Annotated in this window: 17 protein-coding genes; 14 read left to right on the top strand and 3 right to left on the bottom strand. The window is 43.6% G+C overall.

The genetic code is table 11. The features are described from left to right. Positions 1–126 precede the first annotated feature (126 nt). The 4 genes from typA (at position 127) to MKY85_RS21085 (ending at position 4269) form a co-directional block, all read left to right on the top strand. Positions 127–1971 carry a translational GTPase TypA gene (gene typA, locus MKY85_RS21100; RefSeq protein ID WP_339235973.1) on the top strand — a complete coding sequence of 615 codons (1845 nt, stop codon included), beginning with the start codon at positions 127–129 and terminating at the stop codon, positions 1969–1971. Positions 1972–2268: 297 nt separating this feature from the next. Continuing rightward, entirely contained in the window at positions 2269–2565 is a 297-nt protein-coding gene (locus tag MKY85_RS21095; protein ID WP_342570681.1) for a YlaH-like family protein, read from the top strand. 91 nt (positions 2566–2656) lie between these two features. Further along, positions 2657–3718 (top strand): LCP family protein, encoded by a 1062-nt coding sequence (locus tag MKY85_RS21090; RefSeq protein WP_339235969.1) that lies wholly within the window; start codon positions 2657–2659, stop codon positions 3716–3718. A gap of 98 nt (positions 3719–3816) precedes the next feature. Continuing rightward, complete coding sequence (locus MKY85_RS21085) at positions 3817–4269, top strand: pyridoxamine 5'-phosphate oxidase family protein (RefSeq protein ID WP_124116004.1); 453 nt, start codon at positions 3817–3819, stop codon at positions 4267–4269. 7 nt (positions 4270–4276) lie between these two features. Here MKY85_RS21085 and MKY85_RS21080 read toward each other — a convergent pair whose 3' ends face one another. Continuing rightward, complete coding sequence (locus tag MKY85_RS21080; RefSeq protein ID WP_342570680.1) at positions 4277–4975, bottom strand: YhcN/YlaJ family sporulation lipoprotein; 699 nt, start codon at positions 4973–4975, stop codon at positions 4277–4279. Positions 4976–5127: 152 nt separating this feature from the next. Between MKY85_RS21080 and MKY85_RS21075 the strand changes: the two genes are divergently transcribed. Next, positions 5128–6462, top strand: coding sequence for a PhoH family protein (locus tag MKY85_RS21075; RefSeq protein WP_024628438.1), 1335 nt, complete (start codon positions 5128–5130; stop codon positions 6460–6462). Positions 6463–6684: 222 nt separating this feature from the next. Then, on the top strand, positions 6685–7962 hold the full coding sequence (locus MKY85_RS21070) for an ABC transporter substrate-binding protein (RefSeq protein ID WP_342570679.1): 1278 nt from the start codon (positions 6685–6687) through the stop codon (positions 7960–7962). Here the strand turns inward: MKY85_RS21070 and MKY85_RS21065 are convergent. Further along, complete coding sequence (locus MKY85_RS21065; RefSeq protein ID WP_339235958.1) at positions 7954–9033, bottom strand: hypothetical protein; 1080 nt, start codon at positions 9031–9033, stop codon at positions 7954–7956. The genes MKY85_RS21070 and MKY85_RS21065 overlap by 9 nt on opposite strands. A 183-nt stretch (positions 9034–9216) precedes the next feature. Next, complete coding sequence (locus MKY85_RS21060) at positions 9217–9453, bottom strand: DUF2626 domain-containing protein (protein ID WP_076332330.1); 237 nt, start codon at positions 9451–9453, stop codon at positions 9217–9219. Between the two features lie 313 nt (positions 9454–9766). Between MKY85_RS21060 and MKY85_RS21055 the strand changes: the two genes are divergently transcribed. The 8 genes from MKY85_RS21055 (at position 9767) to bshC (ending at position 19380) form a co-directional block, all read left to right on the top strand. Further along, entirely contained in the window at positions 9767–10417 is a 651-nt protein-coding gene (locus MKY85_RS21055; protein ID WP_215077527.1) for an RsfA family transcriptional regulator, read from the top strand. 150 nt (positions 10418–10567) lie between these two features. Beyond that, positions 10568–11527: a 2-dehydropantoate 2-reductase gene (locus MKY85_RS21050; RefSeq protein ID WP_342570678.1), complete on the top strand. Its 960-nt coding sequence runs from the start codon at positions 10568–10570 to the stop codon at positions 11525–11527. Next, positions 11527–11901 (top strand): DUF3397 domain-containing protein, encoded by a 375-nt coding sequence (locus tag MKY85_RS21045; protein ID WP_339235950.1) that lies wholly within the window; start codon positions 11527–11529, stop codon positions 11899–11901. The genes MKY85_RS21050 and MKY85_RS21045 overlap by 1 nt, the downstream gene beginning before the upstream one ends. 153 nt (positions 11902–12054) lie before the next feature. After that, positions 12055–13752, top strand: a complete 1698-nt coding sequence (locus MKY85_RS21040) for a peptide ABC transporter substrate-binding protein (RefSeq protein WP_339235947.1) — start codon at positions 12055–12057, stop codon at positions 13750–13752. Positions 13753–13942: 190 nt separating this feature from the next. Continuing rightward, entirely contained in the window at positions 13943–14875 is a 933-nt protein-coding gene (locus MKY85_RS21035) for an ABC transporter permease (protein WP_339235945.1), read from the top strand. Positions 14876–14877: 2 nt separating this feature from the next. Next, positions 14878–15804: an ABC transporter permease gene (locus MKY85_RS21030; protein WP_083657091.1), complete on the top strand. Its 927-nt coding sequence runs from the start codon at positions 14878–14880 to the stop codon at positions 15802–15804. Between the two features lie 17 nt (positions 15805–15821). After that, positions 15822–17591, top strand: coding sequence for an ABC transporter ATP-binding protein (locus tag MKY85_RS21025; RefSeq protein WP_339235942.1), 1770 nt, complete (start codon positions 15822–15824; stop codon positions 17589–17591). A 157-nt stretch (positions 17592–17748) separates the two neighbouring features. After that, positions 17749–19380: a bacillithiol biosynthesis cysteine-adding enzyme BshC gene (bshC, locus tag MKY85_RS21020; RefSeq protein ID WP_342570677.1), complete on the top strand. Its 1632-nt coding sequence runs from the start codon at positions 17749–17751 to the stop codon at positions 19378–19380. The last annotated feature ends 44 nt before the right edge of the window (positions 19381–19424 follow it).

The following is a 19424-nucleotide window of genomic DNA, read 5'->3' as shown; positions in this document are numbered from 1 at the left end:
AACTATAATATAAGGGATATAGACATGCGTCGGGATATCACCGACGCTTATTTTGTGAGTAACCTGCGAAATTGCGGGAAGTTTAGTAGATAAGAATTGAAATTGGAAAGGATATGGATACAAACCATGCATTCAAGAGAACACATTCGCAATATTGCGATTATTGCCCACGTCGACCACGGGAAAACTACGCTCGTCGACAAGTTGCTCCAGCAATCCGGTACTTTCCGTGATCACGAAACGGTACAGGAGCGCGCAATGGACTCCAACGATTTGGAGCGTGAACGCGGTATTACGATTTTGGCCAAAAACACGGCTATAACTTATAAAGATTATCTGATCAACATTGTGGATACACCAGGACACGCCGATTTCGGTGGCGAAGTGGAACGTATCATGAAAATGGTTGACGGCGTATTGCTCGTTGTTGATGCTTATGAGGGCTGTATGCCACAAACGAAGTTTGTACTTCGTAAAGCACTGGAGCACAACCTGACACCTATCGTTGTTGTAAACAAAATTGACCGTCCAGCGGCTCGTCCGGCTGAGGTAATTGATGAAGTATTGGACCTGTTCATTGAACTGGGTGCCAACGATCAACAGCTTGAATTCCCTGTTGTATATGCTTCCGCATTGAACGGAACATCCAGCATGGAAAGTGATCCTGCTAAACAGGATGACAACATGGTGGCGATCTACAATACGATCGTTAGTCATATCCCACACCCTACCGAAAATGTTGAAGAACCACTTCAATTCCTCGTTACTTTGATGGACTACAATGAATACCTTGGCCGTATTGCCATTGGTCGTGTTAACCGCGGTGTGATCCGTCAAGGACAATCGGTAACGGTTATTATGCGTGATGGCAAGAGCAAAACTGCACGTATCGAGAAACTGTTCGGTTTCCAGGGTCTCAAACGTATTGAGACGGAAGAAGCAGGAGCAGGCGACATCGTTGCCATTGCAGGGATCAAGGACATCAACATTGGTGAAACCATTGCCGATCCGAACAATCCAGAAGCACTTCCAGTTTTGAAAATCGATGAGCCTACACTACAAATGACGTTCCTCGTGAACAACAGTCCATTCGCAGGTCGTGAAGGTAAATGGGTAACTTCCCGTAAACTTCGTGAGCGTTTGTTGAAAGAACTGGAAACTGACGTTTCCCTTCGTGTTGATGAAACGGACAGCCCGGATGCATTTGTCGTTTCCGGACGCGGTGAGCTTCACTTGGGTATCCTGATTGAGAACATGCGTCGTGAAGGATATGAGCTTCAAGTATCCAAACCAGAAGTTATCGTTAAAGAAGTTGACGGTAAGAAAATGGAACCTGTTGAGCGCTTGTTGATTGATATCCCTGAAGAGAGCATGGGTTCCGTAATGGAGAGCCTAGGTGCACGTAAAGCAGAGATGGTTAACATGGTTAACACAGGTAGTGGTCAAGTTCGTCTGGAGTTCCTGATTCCAGCACGTGGTTTGATTGGATATAGCACAAACTTCCTGACATTGACTCGTGGTTACGGTGTTATGAACCATGCATTTGACAGCTACGCTCCAGTAGTATCCGGTCAAGTGGGTGGACGTCACCAAGGAGTGCTGATCTCAACTGAAACGGGTACATCTACGTTCTACGGAATGATGGGTGTTGAGGATCGCGGAACGCTCTTCTTGGAGCCGGGTACTGAGATCTACGAAGGTATGATTGTTGGTGAACACACACGTGATAATGATATCGTTGTTAACATCTGCAAAGAAAAACAACTGACTAACGTTCGTTCTTCTGGTAAAGATGATACAGTTAAAATTAAAACTCCGATTATCTTCTCATTGGAACAGGCGCTTGAGTACCTGAATGAAGATGAATATTGTGAGATCACACCGAAATCCATTCGTCTTCGTAAGAAGATCCTGAATAAATCCGAGCGTGAACGTGCAGAAAAACAACGCAAAATGGCTTCCAAAGCCTAATAACAACAAAATAATTTATATAAGTTAGCATTTGATGGGCCCGGCTAGTAACGAGAGCTTGTACAGCTAACGTAGTGTAGGGAACAGAATCGATTCGGAAGAAGCGAAGCGTTCGCCTTTATCCCCGGATTTTACCATTGAAAATGAATCAAAAAATCTGGGGATAACAGCGATCGGAAGAACGAGCTGAGACCGAAACGGTCACGATGCACGTACTGGCTCTCTAAGTTGCTAAAGGGAGTTTCATCAACCAGTTAACTTATACTCTAGCATGAACACGAAAGGAGCTGGCTGTGCATGCAATCATGGTTCGCATCACACCCGATCGTAGCCTACATCGTCATCTTTGTATTGATTACTTACGTATATAACAAGGTGTTTCGGGTACGTCAGAAATTGCCGCTTGGTAAGGAAATCGTTCTCTATATATTGATGGCGATGGGCACATTCATGCTTCTTATTTTCCAGATCGACAAGCTTCCCATCATTCAATGTTTGTTGGTTGCGGTTGGTTTGATGTTGTTAGTGAGAGTGCGTTATTTTATCGAAGGCCGTCAAAAGAAAAAAGCGGAAGCTGCCGCTCGAAATTCATAAATCCTGTCTTGTACAGACCATCCGTTTTCCTTAGGGAAAGCGGTTGTCTTTTATTTAGACAAAAAACAGATGTGATAAAGGTGTTGAAGATATGAACTCAAATTCGAACGGACTGCCTCCACGGAGACAGGCACCAACGCAATCCGGTGCTTCTGGATCGAAGAATGGCAAGGGCAAGCAACCTAAGAAGAAAAAGAGAATGAATGCTTTTGGCAGAATCTTTTTAAGTCTATTGGTTATTGCCATTCTGGTAGGTGGTGGATATGCGTACTGGGTATACAATCAAGTCGTGGACACAGGCATCGATAAACCGGTACCTCCCGGCATGTCAGCCACAACCAAACCGATCACGATGCTGTTATTAGGCACAGATAACCGTCCTGAAACGGGCACATATCTCTCGGATGTCGTAATGGTGGCTTCGTTGAATCCGGAGACCAAGACGGCAACTATTGTATCTTTGCCACGAGACACGCGTATTCAATTGGATGGGTACAAATCCAACAAGTTGAATTCCTATTATCCGAGGTTTAAAGCACAGGAAAAAACCACTGGTAAAAATGCAGAGGATCAGATGAAAGAAATGATGAGTAAGTATTTGGATGTAGATATTAATTATACAACCGTACTGAATTTCCAGGCTTTCCGTGACGCTGTTAATGCCGTGGGTGGCGTGGATGTGACTGTGGATAAAAATATGTGTTATAGAGATACAGCCGATGGGACAGATATCAATCTGGTCGCAGGCGCACAACATCTTGATGGTAAAGCGGCACTGGATTTTGTGCGTTACCGCAAATCCAATTGTAATCCGAAGACTGCTGAATCCAATGACTTTGACCGTAACAAACGTCAAAACCAAGTATTGAACTCCATGTTGGATCAGATGAAATCTCTTGGGGGAATTACGAAGATTAGCAAAGTGATTGGTGCAGTTGACAAGAACATGACGACAGATGTGGAATCGGAACAAATGAAAAACTTTATCTCGACGTATTGGAACATCTCCACCTCGGATGTACATTATACTCCGGTAACCGGAGAGTGGAGAAGTCCTTATGTGTATATTAATGAAACGGAACTCGCCAATGCGAAGCAGGCATTACAAGATACTCTTTCAGGTAAGGTAACGACTTCAACTTCGAGTGAATAACCTTCATTCTTTTGGGATTGGAAGCACATTAATTCGTATGCTATAATAATATAAACCAAGTTTAAGAATTGCATAAAGAAGGTTAGGGGGCTGGTTGAATGTCCGAAGCCGTCACACAATTAACTGAATCTCTTTTACAGCAATTCAAGAATGAGACCTTTGTGCTGCTGAGCACAGTGGATGTAGAATCCGGAGGTCCGACTTCAACAGCCATCTCCTGGATTTATGCGGAGAATGCTTCTACTTTTCGTTTAGCGATCGATCATCGTTCGCGCTTAGTGAATAACATGATGACTAACCCACTCATTACGATTACTGTCTTTGGAGAAGAGACAGTGTACGCAGTGAACGGACGTGCTGCGGTACGACAAGATCCGCTGCAGGATGTTCCATTTAATATGTGCTGTTTCGACATTACGATTGAAGCGGTGAGGAATGCTCTGTTTTACGGCGCTCAACTGTCCTCCGTGCCTCAATATGTCAAAGTATATGATCAGCGTGCTGCTGAAAAATTAGATGGGCAGGTTTTTGCTGCCATGAAAAAAGCCTAGTGAGAGATCACTGGGCTTTTTGTTGTCTTTTGTCTGATGAATGCAGCTGCTGCATTTGTTGTTTTTGATTCACGTGTTCATCCGGATTTTGACGGACTTTGACGTCTTTCGGGAGTTGAGGGATAATTCGTCCCACCATGTCAGCGAGTTCTGAAGCAAAACCGGATATGGGGTGCCCTTGACGGATATGTTCACCAATCTCTTTAATTCGTTCAGTGACATCGGCATCAGCAGTAACAATGGAATCTACACCTTCGGGATCTTTACGAAGCGCTTCGGCAACAGCGTATTTGATGGTACCTACCCGAGCACGTTCCAGTTCACCATCAACATCAATACCGACCACAGCCGTATTACCGAGTATAACGCAGTTCGCATCTTTAACACCTTCCACTTGCTTGGCAAGTGCTTTAAGGTGATTGATTCGTTTTTCATTTGGCATCCGGCCACTCTTTGCATCATCCGCAATGTTGGTATCGTGGACTTCACCTGTATTTTCATTAAGACGGTCCAAACGTGAAGGATTCAACCGATCTTCCTGTGCATCGAGCATGTGAGATCCTTTCATTTGATCTTGCTGAGTTGTAATATTTCCTCCGTAGCTTCTTGGATGTGACGTATGCGGTTCCTGAGAAGCGTTACGAGTGGTACTATTGCAACCTGTAAGTATAAAGATCAGAAGCAGCGTGCAAACCCATATTTTCATAAATGTTCATCCTTTCTTGGAGTTTTTCAGAATGGTTGACAATTATTTTGCCCTAGTCGAATACATTTATGTATGGGATCATGATTGTCCATGCCGCTGCTGAAAGATCACACTATCCATGCCTTTAACGACGCCGCTTTGGAGGGGATTGAATGAAAAAGATTTTTGTATTGGATACCAACGTGCTTCTGCATGACCCCAATGCCATATTTGCCTTTGAGGAACATGAGGTAATCATTCCCGCGGTTGTATTGGAGGAGATCGACTCCAAAAAAAGAAATGCCGATGAAATTGGGCGTAATGCCCGTAATGTATCCAGACTGTTGGATGGATTACGTGAGCTGGGTCACCTGCACAGTGGGGTACCTTTGGCTAATGGAGGTAACCTGAAAGTAGAGCTGAATCATCGGAGTTTCGTAAAAGTTCAGGAAATGTTTGGTGAAGTATCCAACGATAATCGAATTCTGGCTGTCGCACTGAATTATCAGATCGAAGAGAATGAAAAGGAAGTAGTCGAACGTCAGGTCGTGCTTGTCAGTAAAGATGTTCTTGTGCGTATCAAAGCGGATGTACTTGGTCTGTTTACACAGGATTACTTATCAGATCGGACGGCAGGACTCAGCGAGTTATATCCAGGTTATACGGCCCTAAAAGTTCATCCGTCAGTGATTGATGAGTTTTACACATATCGTTTTTTACCAATCAAACCGCTACAGTTGTCTTACTCGTTATATCCGAATGAATTCGTCATTCTCAAGGATGAGATGGGAACCAATAAATCGGCTTTACTTAAAGTGAATACAGAGGGAACAAAGCTGGAGCCGCTTTTCCTCAGTAATGATAATGTCTGGGGCATTAGCGCACGTAACGCACAACAACGCATGGCACTGGAACTGCTTTTAAATGACGACATCCCGCTTGTTACCATTACCGGTAAAGCTGGAACAGGGAAAACCTTGCTGGCACTTGCAGCAGGTCTGCTTAAGGTAGAGGATGATCATAAATACAAAAAACTGTTAATCGCTCGTCCTGTCGTTCCGATGGGGAAAGATATCGGTTACTTGCCTGGTGAGAAGGAAGAAAAACTTCGTCCATGGATGCAGCCGATTTATGATAATCTGGAGTTTTTGTTTGACACCAAAAAAGCTGGAGATATCGATAAAATTCTAATGGGGCTTGGCAGTATTCAGGTGGAGGCATTAACATATATTCGTGGAAGATCGATACCTGGACAGTTTATCATCATTGATGAGGCTCAGAATCTGTCCCGCCATGAAGTGAAGACCATTGTATCCAGGGTCGGTGAAGGCAGTAAAATTATTTTGATGGGTGACCCCGAACAGATCGACCATCCGTATCTTGATTCGGCCAGTAACGGTCTGACGTATATCGTGGAACGGTTTAAGCAAGAGGGAATCAGCGGACACATTATGCTCGAAAAAGGTGAGCGGTCCAAGCTGGCACAACTTGCGGCTGATTTATTGTAAAATTCAGGGGATTTATTTCCCGGAAAATGTTGTTATTGAAGCCGGCTCCTGGAGCCGGCTTTTTTGCTGAAAAAATAAGAAAGCGTTATTGCACAGAACTCGATATGCTCGTAGTATGCAAAAATCCGAAAAAGTGTTTTTCGGCAGGGTAGGACAAGAGTACTACTTATTTGTTACAATAATTGCTGCAGGAAAAAACTAGGTGAACAAGGAGGGAAGTTAATGAAGCGTAAACATCAGGTTGTTTTGTTCGCGGTATTGCTGCTTTCGTTAACGATCTTGTCACCGAGTTTTGACTTTAGAGGTTCGCAGCTCAATCAGGAACAAGAGAAGGAGAAAGATGCTTTTCCGGGTAATTCGTCACGTAATGAAGATGCTCAATCTCCGCTGGAGATTGTGGTTGCCATGTCGGATGAAGAGTTCCAAGCTTTTCAAAAGTTAGCCAAAGAAGTTGCTGCTTCCCAACTGGTAGAGATTAATCTTCGGAATGAGAAGCCGGATACATATAAGCGTGTTTTGGATCTTGAATTTTCACTAGGAGAGAACGGCGATGTGGTTCTGCTCGATAGTGAAGAAGTGCAATACTATGCCCAAAAAGGGTACCTGTATCCGTTAAATGGAACAACATTATCGAAGTCTCTCGGTGATACAGTAGTTGGATTACGGGGAATGACAGAGTGGAATGGTTATCAATGGGGAATGCCTTTTGATTTTGATCCGTACATTCTGGCTGCACAATCTTCATTTCTGAAGAGAGCTGGAATGGAGTCATTACCTCACAATAAAGATCAGTGGGTCAAACTTACTCAACAAGCGAATGCCGAAGGAATCCCTTTAATTACAATGAACATCAATGATATGTACGGGACAAATGCGTGGTTAAATCATCTTGAACCGAGAATGGCGCCTGATCAAGTTAATCAAACGCAATTAGATTCGCAACCGGGAGACCTCCCGCAGGGGATTCAATTGATGAATCACATTCAACCTCATATAATGGTCCAGTCTACCTATCCGATGTTCTCATCAACTGCTGACGAGACTAACATACCAATGGTTGTATCCTTGTTATCTCAATTATTAAGTGCAGATCAAGCGAGTACCGTTCATAAAGATTCTTTGGAGCGCATTTCTTTTGAATCCTTGGAAACAGTAAGCTCCAGAAGCCTTGTCATTACTTCGGGTTCGGTTGAGGCTGAGGAGGCCAGTAGATGGATTGAAGGCATGACGTCCGCTCCTTCACAGTTAAAATGGTACCAACAGGTCAACCGTTTGCCTGCAAAGCAACAGGAACTGGATTTGGAGTCCGAGAAACTTACTGGACGTTATGAAATGACAAAGAGACATTCCTGGTTCTCAACAACCCAAGATGCCCCTGCGTCAACGACAGAAAGTCTTGCTCTAATCACTCGTTTTCATAAAAAGGTACAACAATTCTTAAAGGGAGAGATTACAGCGAATCAATACGTAAATAGTATTAGAACAAGCTCTTTAAAATGATATAGCTAGTTTAACTTCCAGTATGCCTTCACTTGTTGAAACATCCGTTGCTTTGACAAAAGACAGGATTTTCTGTGGATAGAATCCAAGGTCGAATTCTCTTTCCAGCATTCGGCGGGTGGTGTCGGGCAATTCAAGCTGATTAAATACTAGTTTGTCTACATGAAAACGAATGGAGTTCTGAGGTTCATTTTCTACCGTATAATGTCCTTCAATGCTTAATTGCAACTGATCCCGCTGACCGGATGCGATAATCTTATCCTGATTAAACTGAAAGGCAAAGTCTTCAAAGATAGGATTTTGCGAACGTAAAAATGCGTTAAGCTCATCCTGCCCAATACGAATCGTATACGTTGTTCCAGTTGTGGATATGCCTCCGTTTTGTTTTTGTATAAAATCAGGCAGGTTCTGCATGGCAGATGCCAATGCTTTGAAATATCGTTTCACCTCATAGATGCCGATATTCTCCCAATAGAGAGTTAATTCATCCATTAGTTTCTGAATCGCCGCCGCATCTCCGCTGGTGGCTATTTGGGCATCTACTTCTTTTTGCAAGGCGACTACACGTTCCCGCTGGTTTTGAAGATTAGTCTTCATTTCGGTTAGTTCTGCTGTAGTCTGACGAATCTGAGTGGAAGTCTGTTGCAGGTTGCGATACCGGTCCTGATACTTGTCCAGCACAGCCTGATCCCGGCCAATAATAATCTGATAATAATCATACAGTACAAACAGGTCTTTGAATGACCGGGCCCCTAGGACCGTCATAAGAAGACTGTCACGTTCTCCAGTATAGTAGGACCTCACTACAGCTCCGGCCCGATCTTGCTGAATATGTATCTGTTCTTCCTGATCCTGAAGTTGGACGGATAATCTCTCGTATTGTTGAGCCAGCTGCTTCTGTCTGCCTGCGATACGTTCAATTTCATGATCGATTTCGACGATGGATAGACTTTTTTGCAATATTTCACGTGTATCCTCAGATGAAGGCTCTCCATAGGCATAGTTGGAGGGTAGTTGCAGAAATACAATGATGCATAATATAAATGCGGCAATGCCGTTATGACGTCTCAACGATCATTCTCCTTTCCACTTCTTCAATGACAATAGTACAGGCTAGTTGTCTTCCAGACAATATATGAAACAAATACGTGAATTATCCTTAGAGGTTACATAACACCATGAACAACCATTTAATCTGAACACAACAAAAAAGTAACCCGACAGATATCGGATTACTTTGATGCTGCAGGTGGATTATAGCGGCAAACCCATTTGGAATACGGTCCAGTAGCTGAACCCCGTGAATGTGACGATCATATAACCCCAGAAGAGCAATATGTACGTTCTTTCAGTAAATTTCAAGTATCCCAAAATGACAAAAAACGCAGTCTGCAGGAAAAAAAGCAAAGCCATTTCGACCAGATCTCCCGCAAAAGCCATCAGGCCAATCGCAAGCGTGAAGAACCCGAGTACCCGAAACATGCGTGCCACGGTAAATCCTCCTCTCTAAGTACGATCATAGATTGTCTACACAACATTATACCGGGAAAGGAAAAACGTGTAAACAAATTTGGATATGAAAGCGAATTCTTTTTTTGCTCAAATGAAGTATAAAGAGAGAAGTTTTACTTGTGTCACGTATGAGCAAGCCTGAATGTGGAAATACATTTTAGTATGAAATCAATTCTATGAACTCTATGAGAGGCATAAGAATGAATGAAGCAGCTTTTATACCTAATTCACATACCGGGCTTCCGGTAATGCGGACGGTTATTTTAGGATGTTGTTAGGAGGGTATTATAGCATGACTGCAGTGAGACAGGATGCTTGGAGTACAGAGGACGATTTGATATTAGCTGAGGTTACTTTGCGTCATATTCGGGAAGGCAGTACACAATTGGCCGCTTTTGAAGAGGTAGGCGAAAAAATAGGCAGAACATCTGCCGCATGCGGTTTTCGCTGGAACAGTTGTGTACGTAAAAAGTATGAGTCTGCCATCAGTAACGCCAAGGCACAACGGCAAAAACGAAGTTATCTCAGAAAGCAGCCAGCGATGCTCGGACCACAGGTTGCTGCATTGTCTACACTGGACACTGAAGAACATCTGTACAAATCAGATGGGATCTCGGACGATTCATTATCGATGGATGCAGTCATTCGCTTTCTGCGACAATGGAAGGGAACCGTGCAGGAGAGTAATCGTCAACTCAAGATGTTGGAGAAGGAGCTTCGTGAGAAAGAAGATGAATTGCTTGAACTGCGTCTTGAGAATGATCGTCTCTCCAAGGAAGTGAATGAAGTACAAACGGATTACCGCGTGGTGAACGACGACTACAAAGCTTTGATTCAGATTATGGATCGTGCTCGCAGACTTGCATTTTTGTCCGAAGAAGAAGAAGAACTCAAGACACGTTTCAAGATGGATGCCAACGGGAATCTGGAACGAATTGAATAGCAAGTACAGACGTCTGATTTGTGAGAGTCAGGTATGAACCCGTCACACCTCCGTTACATAACGGCAGGTATGACGGGTTTTTAGTTTAGTGTTTTTGTTCTATTATAGATAAGGGAAGCGTAACTACTGAAGCGGATAGGAGTGCATGATATGATCATTGACATCGTTGGAGCGGGGGCGCTGGGTCTATTATATGGCGGGAAACTGCTGTTGACAGGTAACCAGGTCAGATTCTGGACAAGAACAACGGCTCAGGCAGACCTTCTCAGTCATGATGGAGTAACCCTTGTGGAACGAGACAAGGAGATACATATTCTACCGGATCAAATACATGTGAAACCCATAAGTGAGCTGACTGACACATGGAAGAACACGCCAGGAGAATGGTTACTGCTCATGGTTAAGCAGACAGGCATTGATGATTTCATTCATGAGATTAGCCCATTGCAAGATCATATGCTGAATATCGCTTGTTTTCAAAATGGGATGGGCCATCTGGAAAAACTTCATGCTGCTATGCCAAATTCGCTTCTCTGTAGTGCGGTTACAACAGAAGGTGCGAAGCGTTCACAGCGTCAGGTGACTCGTGCAGGGGCGGGTGAAACCAGGTTGGGAAATCATAATACACATATAGAAGCTTCTATCTCTATAGAGGAAAAAGGAATATTTACTCTTTCAAGAGTCCTGGAGCAGGCAGGATTTGACTGTACAGTGTCGAATGAAATCGATAAGCTGATATACAGGAAACTATTAATTAACGCAGTCATTAACCCGCTTACAGCGTTATGGCGAATCCCGAACGGAGAATTGATCACCACGGAAGAACGCAAGAGGCTAATGCGGCAGTTATATGAAGAAGTATTGTTAGTCTACTCTGAACGCGGAATATGTTTGGATCAGGATATGTGGGATCAATTGATATTAGTCTGTCGTTCGACTGCAACGAACACTTCTTCCATGCTTGCAGATGTTCTCGCTGGACGTGGTACAGAAGTCGGATCAATTAACGGACATATTGTAAAGATGGCACAAAAGTCGGGCCTTACTGCACCTACACATGAACTACTGCTTCAACTGATTGAAGGAATGCAACCGGAAGGAGTGAATTAATGGGACTTTTTATCGTGCTGAGTATATTACCTTTTTTTCCGTTCTTTCTCGTCTATTGGGGCATGTACTTATGGAAAAAAGACAAGCGCACAGCATTGCGGACGGCAATGGATGTAACCACCTTTTTCCTTGTATTTTCAGTATCGGCGTTATTCAACTTAACATTTGATTCGAATTTTGGTTTTTATCTGACATTATTACTCATACTACTAGCACTTGGATTCATCGGGGGAGCGCAAAATCGACTAAAGGGAAAGGTTGATGGGGGTAGAATGTTCCGGGCCGTTTGGCGCATGGCTTTTGTAATCATGAGTTTCGGATATATTTTGTTTACTTTATTTGGATTATTTAGATACTTCATGCAACAGATGTGAGGATACATAACGCAAAAGGGCTGAAAAATGTGTCGATTTTGTCGAAAACTGAAAAAAACATTACTTTCTGAAAAAGTAATGTAGATTTTTTTGACCGGTGGTTGTATAATCTATAAACATATAAACCATATCAATTTAGGGGGAACGTGTTAGATGAAAAGGAAAAGTCTATTAGTCCTTTTGACGCTGATTCTGGCGTTCGGTACCGTACTTGCAGCGTGCGGATCGAAAAACGAAGGCACAGGTAACACCGATACTGGTTCTGCAAGCGAAGGAAATGGTCTTGCTAAAGATCAAATCCTGAAAATTAACCTGTCAGCTGAACCTCCTACGTTGGACCCGGCTCAAGCAAAAGACAGCCAAACCAACACAGTTCTGAAGTTCTTGTATGAAGGTCTTGTACGCATCGATGCTGACGGTAAAGAACAAGCCGGCGTAGCTAAAGACTGGACAATCTCCGAAGATGGTTTGAAATATGTTTTCAACCTGAACCCGGATGCCAAATGGAGCAATGGTGATGCAATCACTGCCGAAGACTTTGTTCGTTCTTGGGAACGTGCTTTGAAACCGGAAACAGCTTCTCCATATGCATACCAATTGTACTACATCAAAGGTGCTGAAGGTTACAACCTGAGCAAAGACGAAACATATAAAGGTACTAAAGTTACAGACTTCTCTCAAGTAGGTGTTAAAGCTACTGATGAGCACACGCTTGAAGTAACGTTGGAAAACCCAACACCTTACTTCTTGGGTCTGACAGCATTCTACACGTACTACCCAGTACATGCATCTGCTGATACAAATGACAAATTCTTCACAGACTACAAAAACATGATCGTTAACGGACCATTTGTAATGGATCAATACTCTAAAGGTCAAAAAATTGTTGTGAAGAAAAATGATGGTTACCATGCAGCTGCTGACATTAAACTGGCTGAAATCGATATGTCTTTGACAAACAGCAGTGCTTCCGAACTGCAAGCTTACAAATCAGGACAATTGGACTACACTGGTGCACCTAACGGTGAAATCCCATCCGACCAAATTCCTTCTGTAAAAGCGGAATTGCCGGACGAGTTCAAAGCTACTGGTATTGCAAGTACGTACTACTACCAGTTCAACGTAAATGAAGCACCATTCAACAACGTTAAAATCCGTAAAGCATTTGCAATGGCAATTCAACGTCAACTGATTGTTGACAAAGTAACACAAGGTGGACAAATTCCAGCATTCGGCTTTGTACCTCCAGGTATCCGTGGTGAAAACGGCGAATTCCGTGATGAGCACAAAGACGATTACTTCACAGAAAATGTGGATGAAGCTAAAAAATTGCTTGCTGAAGGTATGAAAGAAGAAGGTTACACTACATTGCCAGCTGTTACTTTGATCTACAACACAAGTGATGGTCACGCGAAAATCGCTTTGGCAATTGCTGATATGTGGAAACAAAATCTTGGTGTTGATGTGAAAACAGAAAACCAAGAGTGGGGCGTATTCCTTGAGAACCGTCAAAACCAAAACTTCCAAGTAGCTCGTGCAGGTTGGTCTGCTGACTACAACGATCCATACAACTTCTTGGAAATGTGGACTACTGGAAACACAAACAATGATTCCAAATTCAGCAACGAACAGTATGACAAAGATGTTAAAGAAACTGTAAAATCCGCTGATCCAGCTGCACGTATGGCTGCATTTGCTGACGCTGAGAAAATCCTGATTCAAGATGAAATGGGCGTTATGCCGATCTATTACTACACTAACGTATCTTTGACTAAGCCTTACCTGAAAGGCGTACAACTTGATTTCAGTGGAGCTATTGACTTCACTCGTGCATATCTGGAAGAGAAATAAGTTGTTCTGAAGTCTAATATGATTACTTCGGGATATATATGTGGAATTCCATATATATCCCGATTTTTTTGTATGTGCACCGATTTTCCTTATAATTCTTGAAATTTCCGATAAATGGATTGGACTTTATTTCTGTCTAATTCTACAATCGATTTGTATACAAAATATTGTTTGTGGAGGTGTGCAAGGGTTGGTTAAGTATGTGTTGAAAAAACTACTATTTATGCTGCTATCGCTTTTCATACTCGCATCTGCAACCTTCTTCCTGATGAAGGCTATTCCGGGTGACCCTTTTACATCCGAGAAGAAAGTATCGCCTGAAATTCGGGTCTTGCTGGAACAGAAGTATGGATTGGACAAACCGATGTATGAACAATACCTGAAGTATATGGGTGGAATCCTTAAGGGAGATTTCGGAGTCTCAATGAAATATCTCAATCGAGATGTAGCCGGAATGATCGGCGAAACATTCACCGCTTCGCTGAAGCTTGGAGTGTTTGCAATTGTTATCTCCATTATCGTAGGTGTTTTGCTGGGCCTTATTGCTGCAGTATACCACCGTAAACTCATTGATGATATCACAATGGTCCTCGCTGTCATAGGTATAGCTGTACCGAGCTTCTTGCTTGCGTCACTATTGCAGTATCTCTTTGCTACTAAATTAGGCTGGTTTAACGTTATGGGCTTTGATGGTCCATTGGATTACGTTCTTCCGGTTGCAGCGCTATCTGCATCTCCGATTGCTTTTATCGCTCGTTTGACGCGTTCGAGCATGCTTGAAGTTTTACATGCAGATTATATCAAAACAGCGAAAGCCAAAGGTTTAAAATGGCCTGCAATTATGTTTAAACACGTTGTAAGAAACGGTATTCTACCGGTAGTAACTTATGTTGGTCCAATGACAGCGAATATCATCACAGGTTCCGTTGTAATTGAACAGATCTTTAACATCGGGGGAATTGGTAAAGTATTCGTAGAGAGTATCACAAACCGTGATTACACGATGATCATGGGGATTACGATTTTCTATGGTATCCTCCTGATGTTGGCTCGTTTCTTTACGGATATCGCTTACGTGCTGATTGATCCTAGAATTAAGCTGGAAAGCCGGAAGGGGGCATAACGTTGTCTGGCACGAATAATAAAAAGAATGAAACGGCGAACACGAACCTGACTAGTCAGGCAGCGGTTAAACCGCAAGAAAGTGTATCCCTTTTTAAAGATGCCATGTACAGACTTGCAACCAATAAGGCTGCTATGATAAGTCTGGGTGTATTGGTTCTTGTCGTGATTTTCTCTTTGATTGGTCCAACATCTTTGTTTACAAGTTATAATTATTATTCCAATGATTTGTTGAATGCCAATGCAGCGCCGAGTGCAGAGCACTGGTTCGGTACGGACGAGCTTGGTCGTGACGTGTGGGTAAGAACTTGGGTAGGAGCACGTGTATCCCTTACTGTAGGTTTGGCCGCAGCCTTGATTGACCTTGTTATCGGGGTTATTTATGGAGCGATCATGGGTTTCTACGGTGGACGTGTAGATGGAATTATGAACAAATTCTCCGAAATCCTCTATTCCCTGCCGTACATGCTCGTTGTTATCTTGTTGCTGGTTGTATTGGAACCAAGTCTGACAACGATTATCATTGCCCTCACCATCACAGGCTGGATCAGCATGTCATGGATTGTGCGTGGTGAGATTATGCAACTCAAAAACAGAGACTTTATTCTTGCTGCAAGGTCCATGGGAGCAAGCACAGGGCGTCAATTGTTCCGTCATTTGTTACCAAATGCAATAGGACCGATTCTTGTAACATTGACGTTGTCTATTCCAAATGCAATCTTTGCCGAAGCGTTCCTGAGCTTCCTTGGATTGGGTGTATCAGCACCAAGATCTTCACTTGGTTCTATGATCAATGATGCACTTACAGGCTGGACGCTATTCCCGTGGCGGATGTGGTTCCCAGCAGGTCTGATGGTTCTTACAATGCTTGCATTTAACTTGCTCGGAGACGGTCTGCGTGACGCACTCGATCCGAAATTACGTAAATAGAAACAGGAGGTGGGATTATGGAGCCGATTTTAACTGTCAAAGACCTGAGTGTGTCGTTCTCAACACGTTCTGGTGAATTTGATGCCGTTAAACATGTGAGTTTTGAACTTGGCAAAGGAGAGACGCTGGGGATCGTAGGTGAATCGGGCAGTGGTAAGAGTGTTACCGCCCAAACCATCATGAAATTGATTCCCTCCCCGCCTTCGAAGGTCAAAAGCGGAGAAATTACTTTTCACGGGCAAGACCTGCTGAATAAGACAGACAAACAAATGGAAGCGATTCGTGGTAAAGATATTGGTATGATCTTCCAAGATCCAATGACTTCTTTGAATCCTACCATTAAAGTTGGTAAACAAATTACTGAAGTATTGCGCAAGCATCAGAACATGTCCAAACAAGCGGCGAATAAAGCTGCTTTGGAGATGCTGGAACTTGTAGGTATTAAAAATGCGGCTATTCGCATGAATCATTATCCTCACCAATTCTCTGGTGGTATGCGTCAGCGTGCCATGATTGCGATCGCGCTTGCATGTCGTCCATCCCTTCTGATTGCGGATGAGCCGACAACTGCACTTGACGTTACCATTCAGGCTCAAATTCTGGATGTCATGAAAGACATGCAGCAAAAGCTGGGAACATCTATCATGCTGATCACGCATGACCTTGGTGTCGTAGCGGGTATGTGTGACCGTGTTGTTGTTATGAAGGAAGGCGAAGTTGTTGAAACAGGAACAACTGCTGAAATCTTTAGTAACCCTCAACATCCATACACCATTAAATTGCTGAATGCTTTGCCTCGTCTAGACGAGCCCAAAAAGGAAAAACCAGCTCCGGCTGGTATTATCAAAGGTAGCAATAAGCCTCTGGTACAAGTGAAAAACTTGAAACAGTACTTTAATTTGGGTAAAGGTAACATTCTCAAAGCGGTCAATGACGTAAGCTTTGATATCTTTGAAGGTGAAACGCTTGGCGTTGTAGGCGAGTCCGGCTGTGGTAAATCCACAACAGGTCGTACCATTCTGCGTCTTTATGAGCCAACTGGCGGAAATGTTAACTTCAACGGAACGGATATCTACAAGTTGTCCCCGCGCAAAATGAAAGAAATGCGTAAAGATATGCAGATGATTTTCCAAGATCCATATGCATCTCTTAACCCGCGTTTCAACGTTATGGATATTATCGGGGAGTCCCTGGATATTCATGGCCTGGCTTCCAGCTCCAAAGAGCGCAAGAGAAGAGTGGAAGAGCTGCTTGATCTGGTAGGTCTGAATCCAAGTCATGCACTTCGTTATCCACATGAATTCTCCGGTGGTCAAAGACAACGGATCGGGATTGCGCGTGCACTTGCTGTAGACCCTAAATTCATCATCTGTGATGAGCCATTGTCTGCACTGGATGTATCCATTCAGGCGCAGGTCGTTAAATTGCTTGAAGAACTTCAGCAACGTCTCGGTTTGACATACCTGTTCATTGCGCATGACTTGTCAATGGTTAAACATATCAGTGACCGTGTTGCCGTAATGTACATGGGTAAAGTGGTTGAACTCGCTGAAAGTGAAGAACTGTATGCGAACCCTGTCCATCCTTACACCAAAACGTTGCTCTCAGCGATCCCTGTACCTGATCCGGAAGTGGAAGCGAACAAACGTCGCATCTTGCTGCCGGAAGAGCATATGAGTCCGATTCAGAATGGATCTGGTGGTCCTGCGAATGACCCGTACAATCTGGAAAATGCTCAATTGATTGAGGTTTCCAAAGGTCACTGGGTTGCAGAGCCTTACGTATAATAGGAATATTAAAGCGATATGCTATTATTGATGTATTAAGTGCCGCCGACTCGTTCGGCGGTTTTTTTCGTATTTTCATCACTTTCTTTTGACGAAGCGGCCTTGAATTCGGTACAATCAAGAAAGGCTCTTTGAAGCAGAATAGGAGGCAGACCTCATGAACGGTATTACCGAGGCACTCCGCAGCGGATCGAGACTTGCAGAAGATTATATCTGTTCAAGAGATGCTGCGCGTGGCCTTTACGAGTATGACATTCGCTGGGAATCAGGACTTCAGGCGCGTGCCGAGTGGCTGGATCAATCGGAGAACACACGTATTGATCGTCGTGATCTGGCAGAGTATTTACGTATATATAATAAGCGGGTGAACGACCATGAAGAGGTTCATGCGTCCATTACACGTCTTGCAGAACAAGATGCACTGGTGGTTACAGGAGGACAGCAGAGCGGTCTGCTCACCGGACCACTGTTCGTCATATACAAAGCCGCCAGTGTAGTGGCAGCTGCGCGTGAAGCGGAAGATAAACTTCAACGTCCGGTAGTTCCCGTATTTTGGATTGCCGGTGAAGACCATGACTGGGATGAAGTTAATCATACGTATCTACCCGATCATCAGGGAGATATGAAGAAGATCAAGTTACAAGGACGGTTCGCAGGAAGGGATTCTGTGAGTAATGTTCATGTGGATACGCAGCAATGGGTAAATGTACTCGAACAGGTGGAGCATCTGTTACCTGATACGATACATAAACCAGGATTGATGAAAAGTATCACGGAGATCCATCAATCCAGTTCAAATCTGAGTGATGCATTTGCCCGTATGATATCTGCATTGTTTGCCAGCAGTGGACTTGTTCTAATGGATGCAGCCGATCCAGAGTTACGCAGGTTGGAACAGCCCGTGTTTGAGCGGATGATACGCAAAAATGAAGTGCTGCGCAACGCATATGCACAAGGAGCTTCCCTGGTACAACAAGCGGGTTATGCTATGCCTGCCGAAGTAGCAGAGGATGGGGCGAATCTGTTCTACATTCACGAAGGTACACGTCTGCTCCTGTTGTTGAAGGACGGTTTGTATAGTGATCGCAAAGGTTTGGTTTCTTTCACGGAGGAGCGTTTGCTTCAGGAACTGGAAGAACATCCGGAGCGCTTCAGTAACAACGTATTGACGCGACCTTTAATGCAGGATTCCGTGCTGCCTGTAGCCGCTGTGATTTTGGGGCAAGGTGAAATTGCATATTGGGGTTTGACTCGGGAAGCATTTTGTCAGTTCGGACTGCAAATGCCCATTCTGTTGCCGCGGTTGTCCTTCACCATTATGGAAGATATTCATCACAAACATATGAAACAATATGGACTTTCTTTCCAGGATGTACAATATCATCTGGAAGAAAAGAAGGAACAGTGGCTCGCACAACAGGAGACGTTCCAGGTAGATGAGCAGTTTGACAAGATTCAGGAAGCGTTTCTTGATCTGTATGGACCATTGCTAGATGAGATCGCGGAGATTCATCCGGGGCTGGAACGAATTGGCGATACCAATTTGAGTAAAATCAACGAGCAAATGCAGTATCTGAAACAGCAGACTCACAAAGCCATTGAAGATAAACACAATGTGAGTCTAAGGCACTGGAACGGCATTCAAAACTCCTTGTTTCCAACGGGCAAACCACAGGAACGAGTACATAATGCACTCTTTTACCTGAATCGTTATGGCTCCGAGTGGATCGAAGAACTGATTAAGGCCTCAAGCGAATTCCTTGGAGAGCACAAGGTTATTGAACTATAGAGCCCTTTATAATAGAAGAAACACATAAACAAGGAGGATATGGA

The sequence above is a fragment of the Paenibacillus sp. FSL R5-0749 genome (assembly GCF_038595085.1).
Classification (GTDB): Bacteria; Bacillota; Bacilli; order Paenibacillales; family Paenibacillaceae; genus Paenibacillus.
This window is presented reverse-complemented; position numbering and strand designations above follow the sequence as displayed.

Excerpts from the sequence above, each read along its gene's own strand:
- typA (WP_339235973.1), top strand. The coding sequence starts at position 127 with ATGCATTCAAGAGAACACATTCGCAATATTGCGATTATTGCCCACGTC.
- bshC (WP_342570677.1), top strand. The coding sequence starts at position 17,749 with ATGAACGGTATTACCGAGGCACTCCGCAGCGGATCGAGACTTGCAGAA.
- MKY85_RS21040 (WP_339235947.1), top strand. The coding sequence starts at position 12,055 with ATGAAAAGGAAAAGTCTATTAGTCCTTTTGACGCTGATTCTGGCGTTC.
- MKY85_RS21090 (WP_339235969.1), top strand. The coding sequence starts at position 2,657 with ATGAACTCAAATTCGAACGGACTGCCTCCACGGAGACAGGCACCAACG.
- MKY85_RS21055 (WP_215077527.1), top strand. The coding sequence starts at position 9,767 with ATGACTGCAGTGAGACAGGATGCTTGGAGTACAGAGGACGATTTGATA.
- MKY85_RS21080 (WP_342570680.1), bottom strand. The coding sequence starts at position 4,975 with ATGAAAATATGGGTTTGCACGCTGCTTCTGATCTTTATACTTACAGGT.
- MKY85_RS21085 (WP_124116004.1), top strand. The coding sequence starts at position 3,817 with ATGTCCGAAGCCGTCACACAATTAACTGAATCTCTTTTACAGCAATTC.
- MKY85_RS21075 (WP_024628438.1), top strand. The coding sequence starts at position 5,128 with ATGAAAAAGATTTTTGTATTGGATACCAACGTGCTTCTGCATGACCCC.
- MKY85_RS21050 (WP_342570678.1), top strand. The coding sequence starts at position 10,568 with ATGATCATTGACATCGTTGGAGCGGGGGCGCTGGGTCTATTATATGGC.
- MKY85_RS21095 (WP_342570681.1), top strand. The coding sequence starts at position 2,269 with ATGCAATCATGGTTCGCATCACACCCGATCGTAGCCTACATCGTCATC.
- MKY85_RS21025 (WP_339235942.1), top strand. The coding sequence starts at position 15,822 with ATGGAGCCGATTTTAACTGTCAAAGACCTGAGTGTGTCGTTCTCAACA.
- MKY85_RS21045 (WP_339235950.1), top strand. The coding sequence starts at position 11,527 with ATGGGACTTTTTATCGTGCTGAGTATATTACCTTTTTTTCCGTTCTTT.
- MKY85_RS21070 (WP_342570679.1), top strand. The coding sequence starts at position 6,685 with ATGAAGCGTAAACATCAGGTTGTTTTGTTCGCGGTATTGCTGCTTTCG.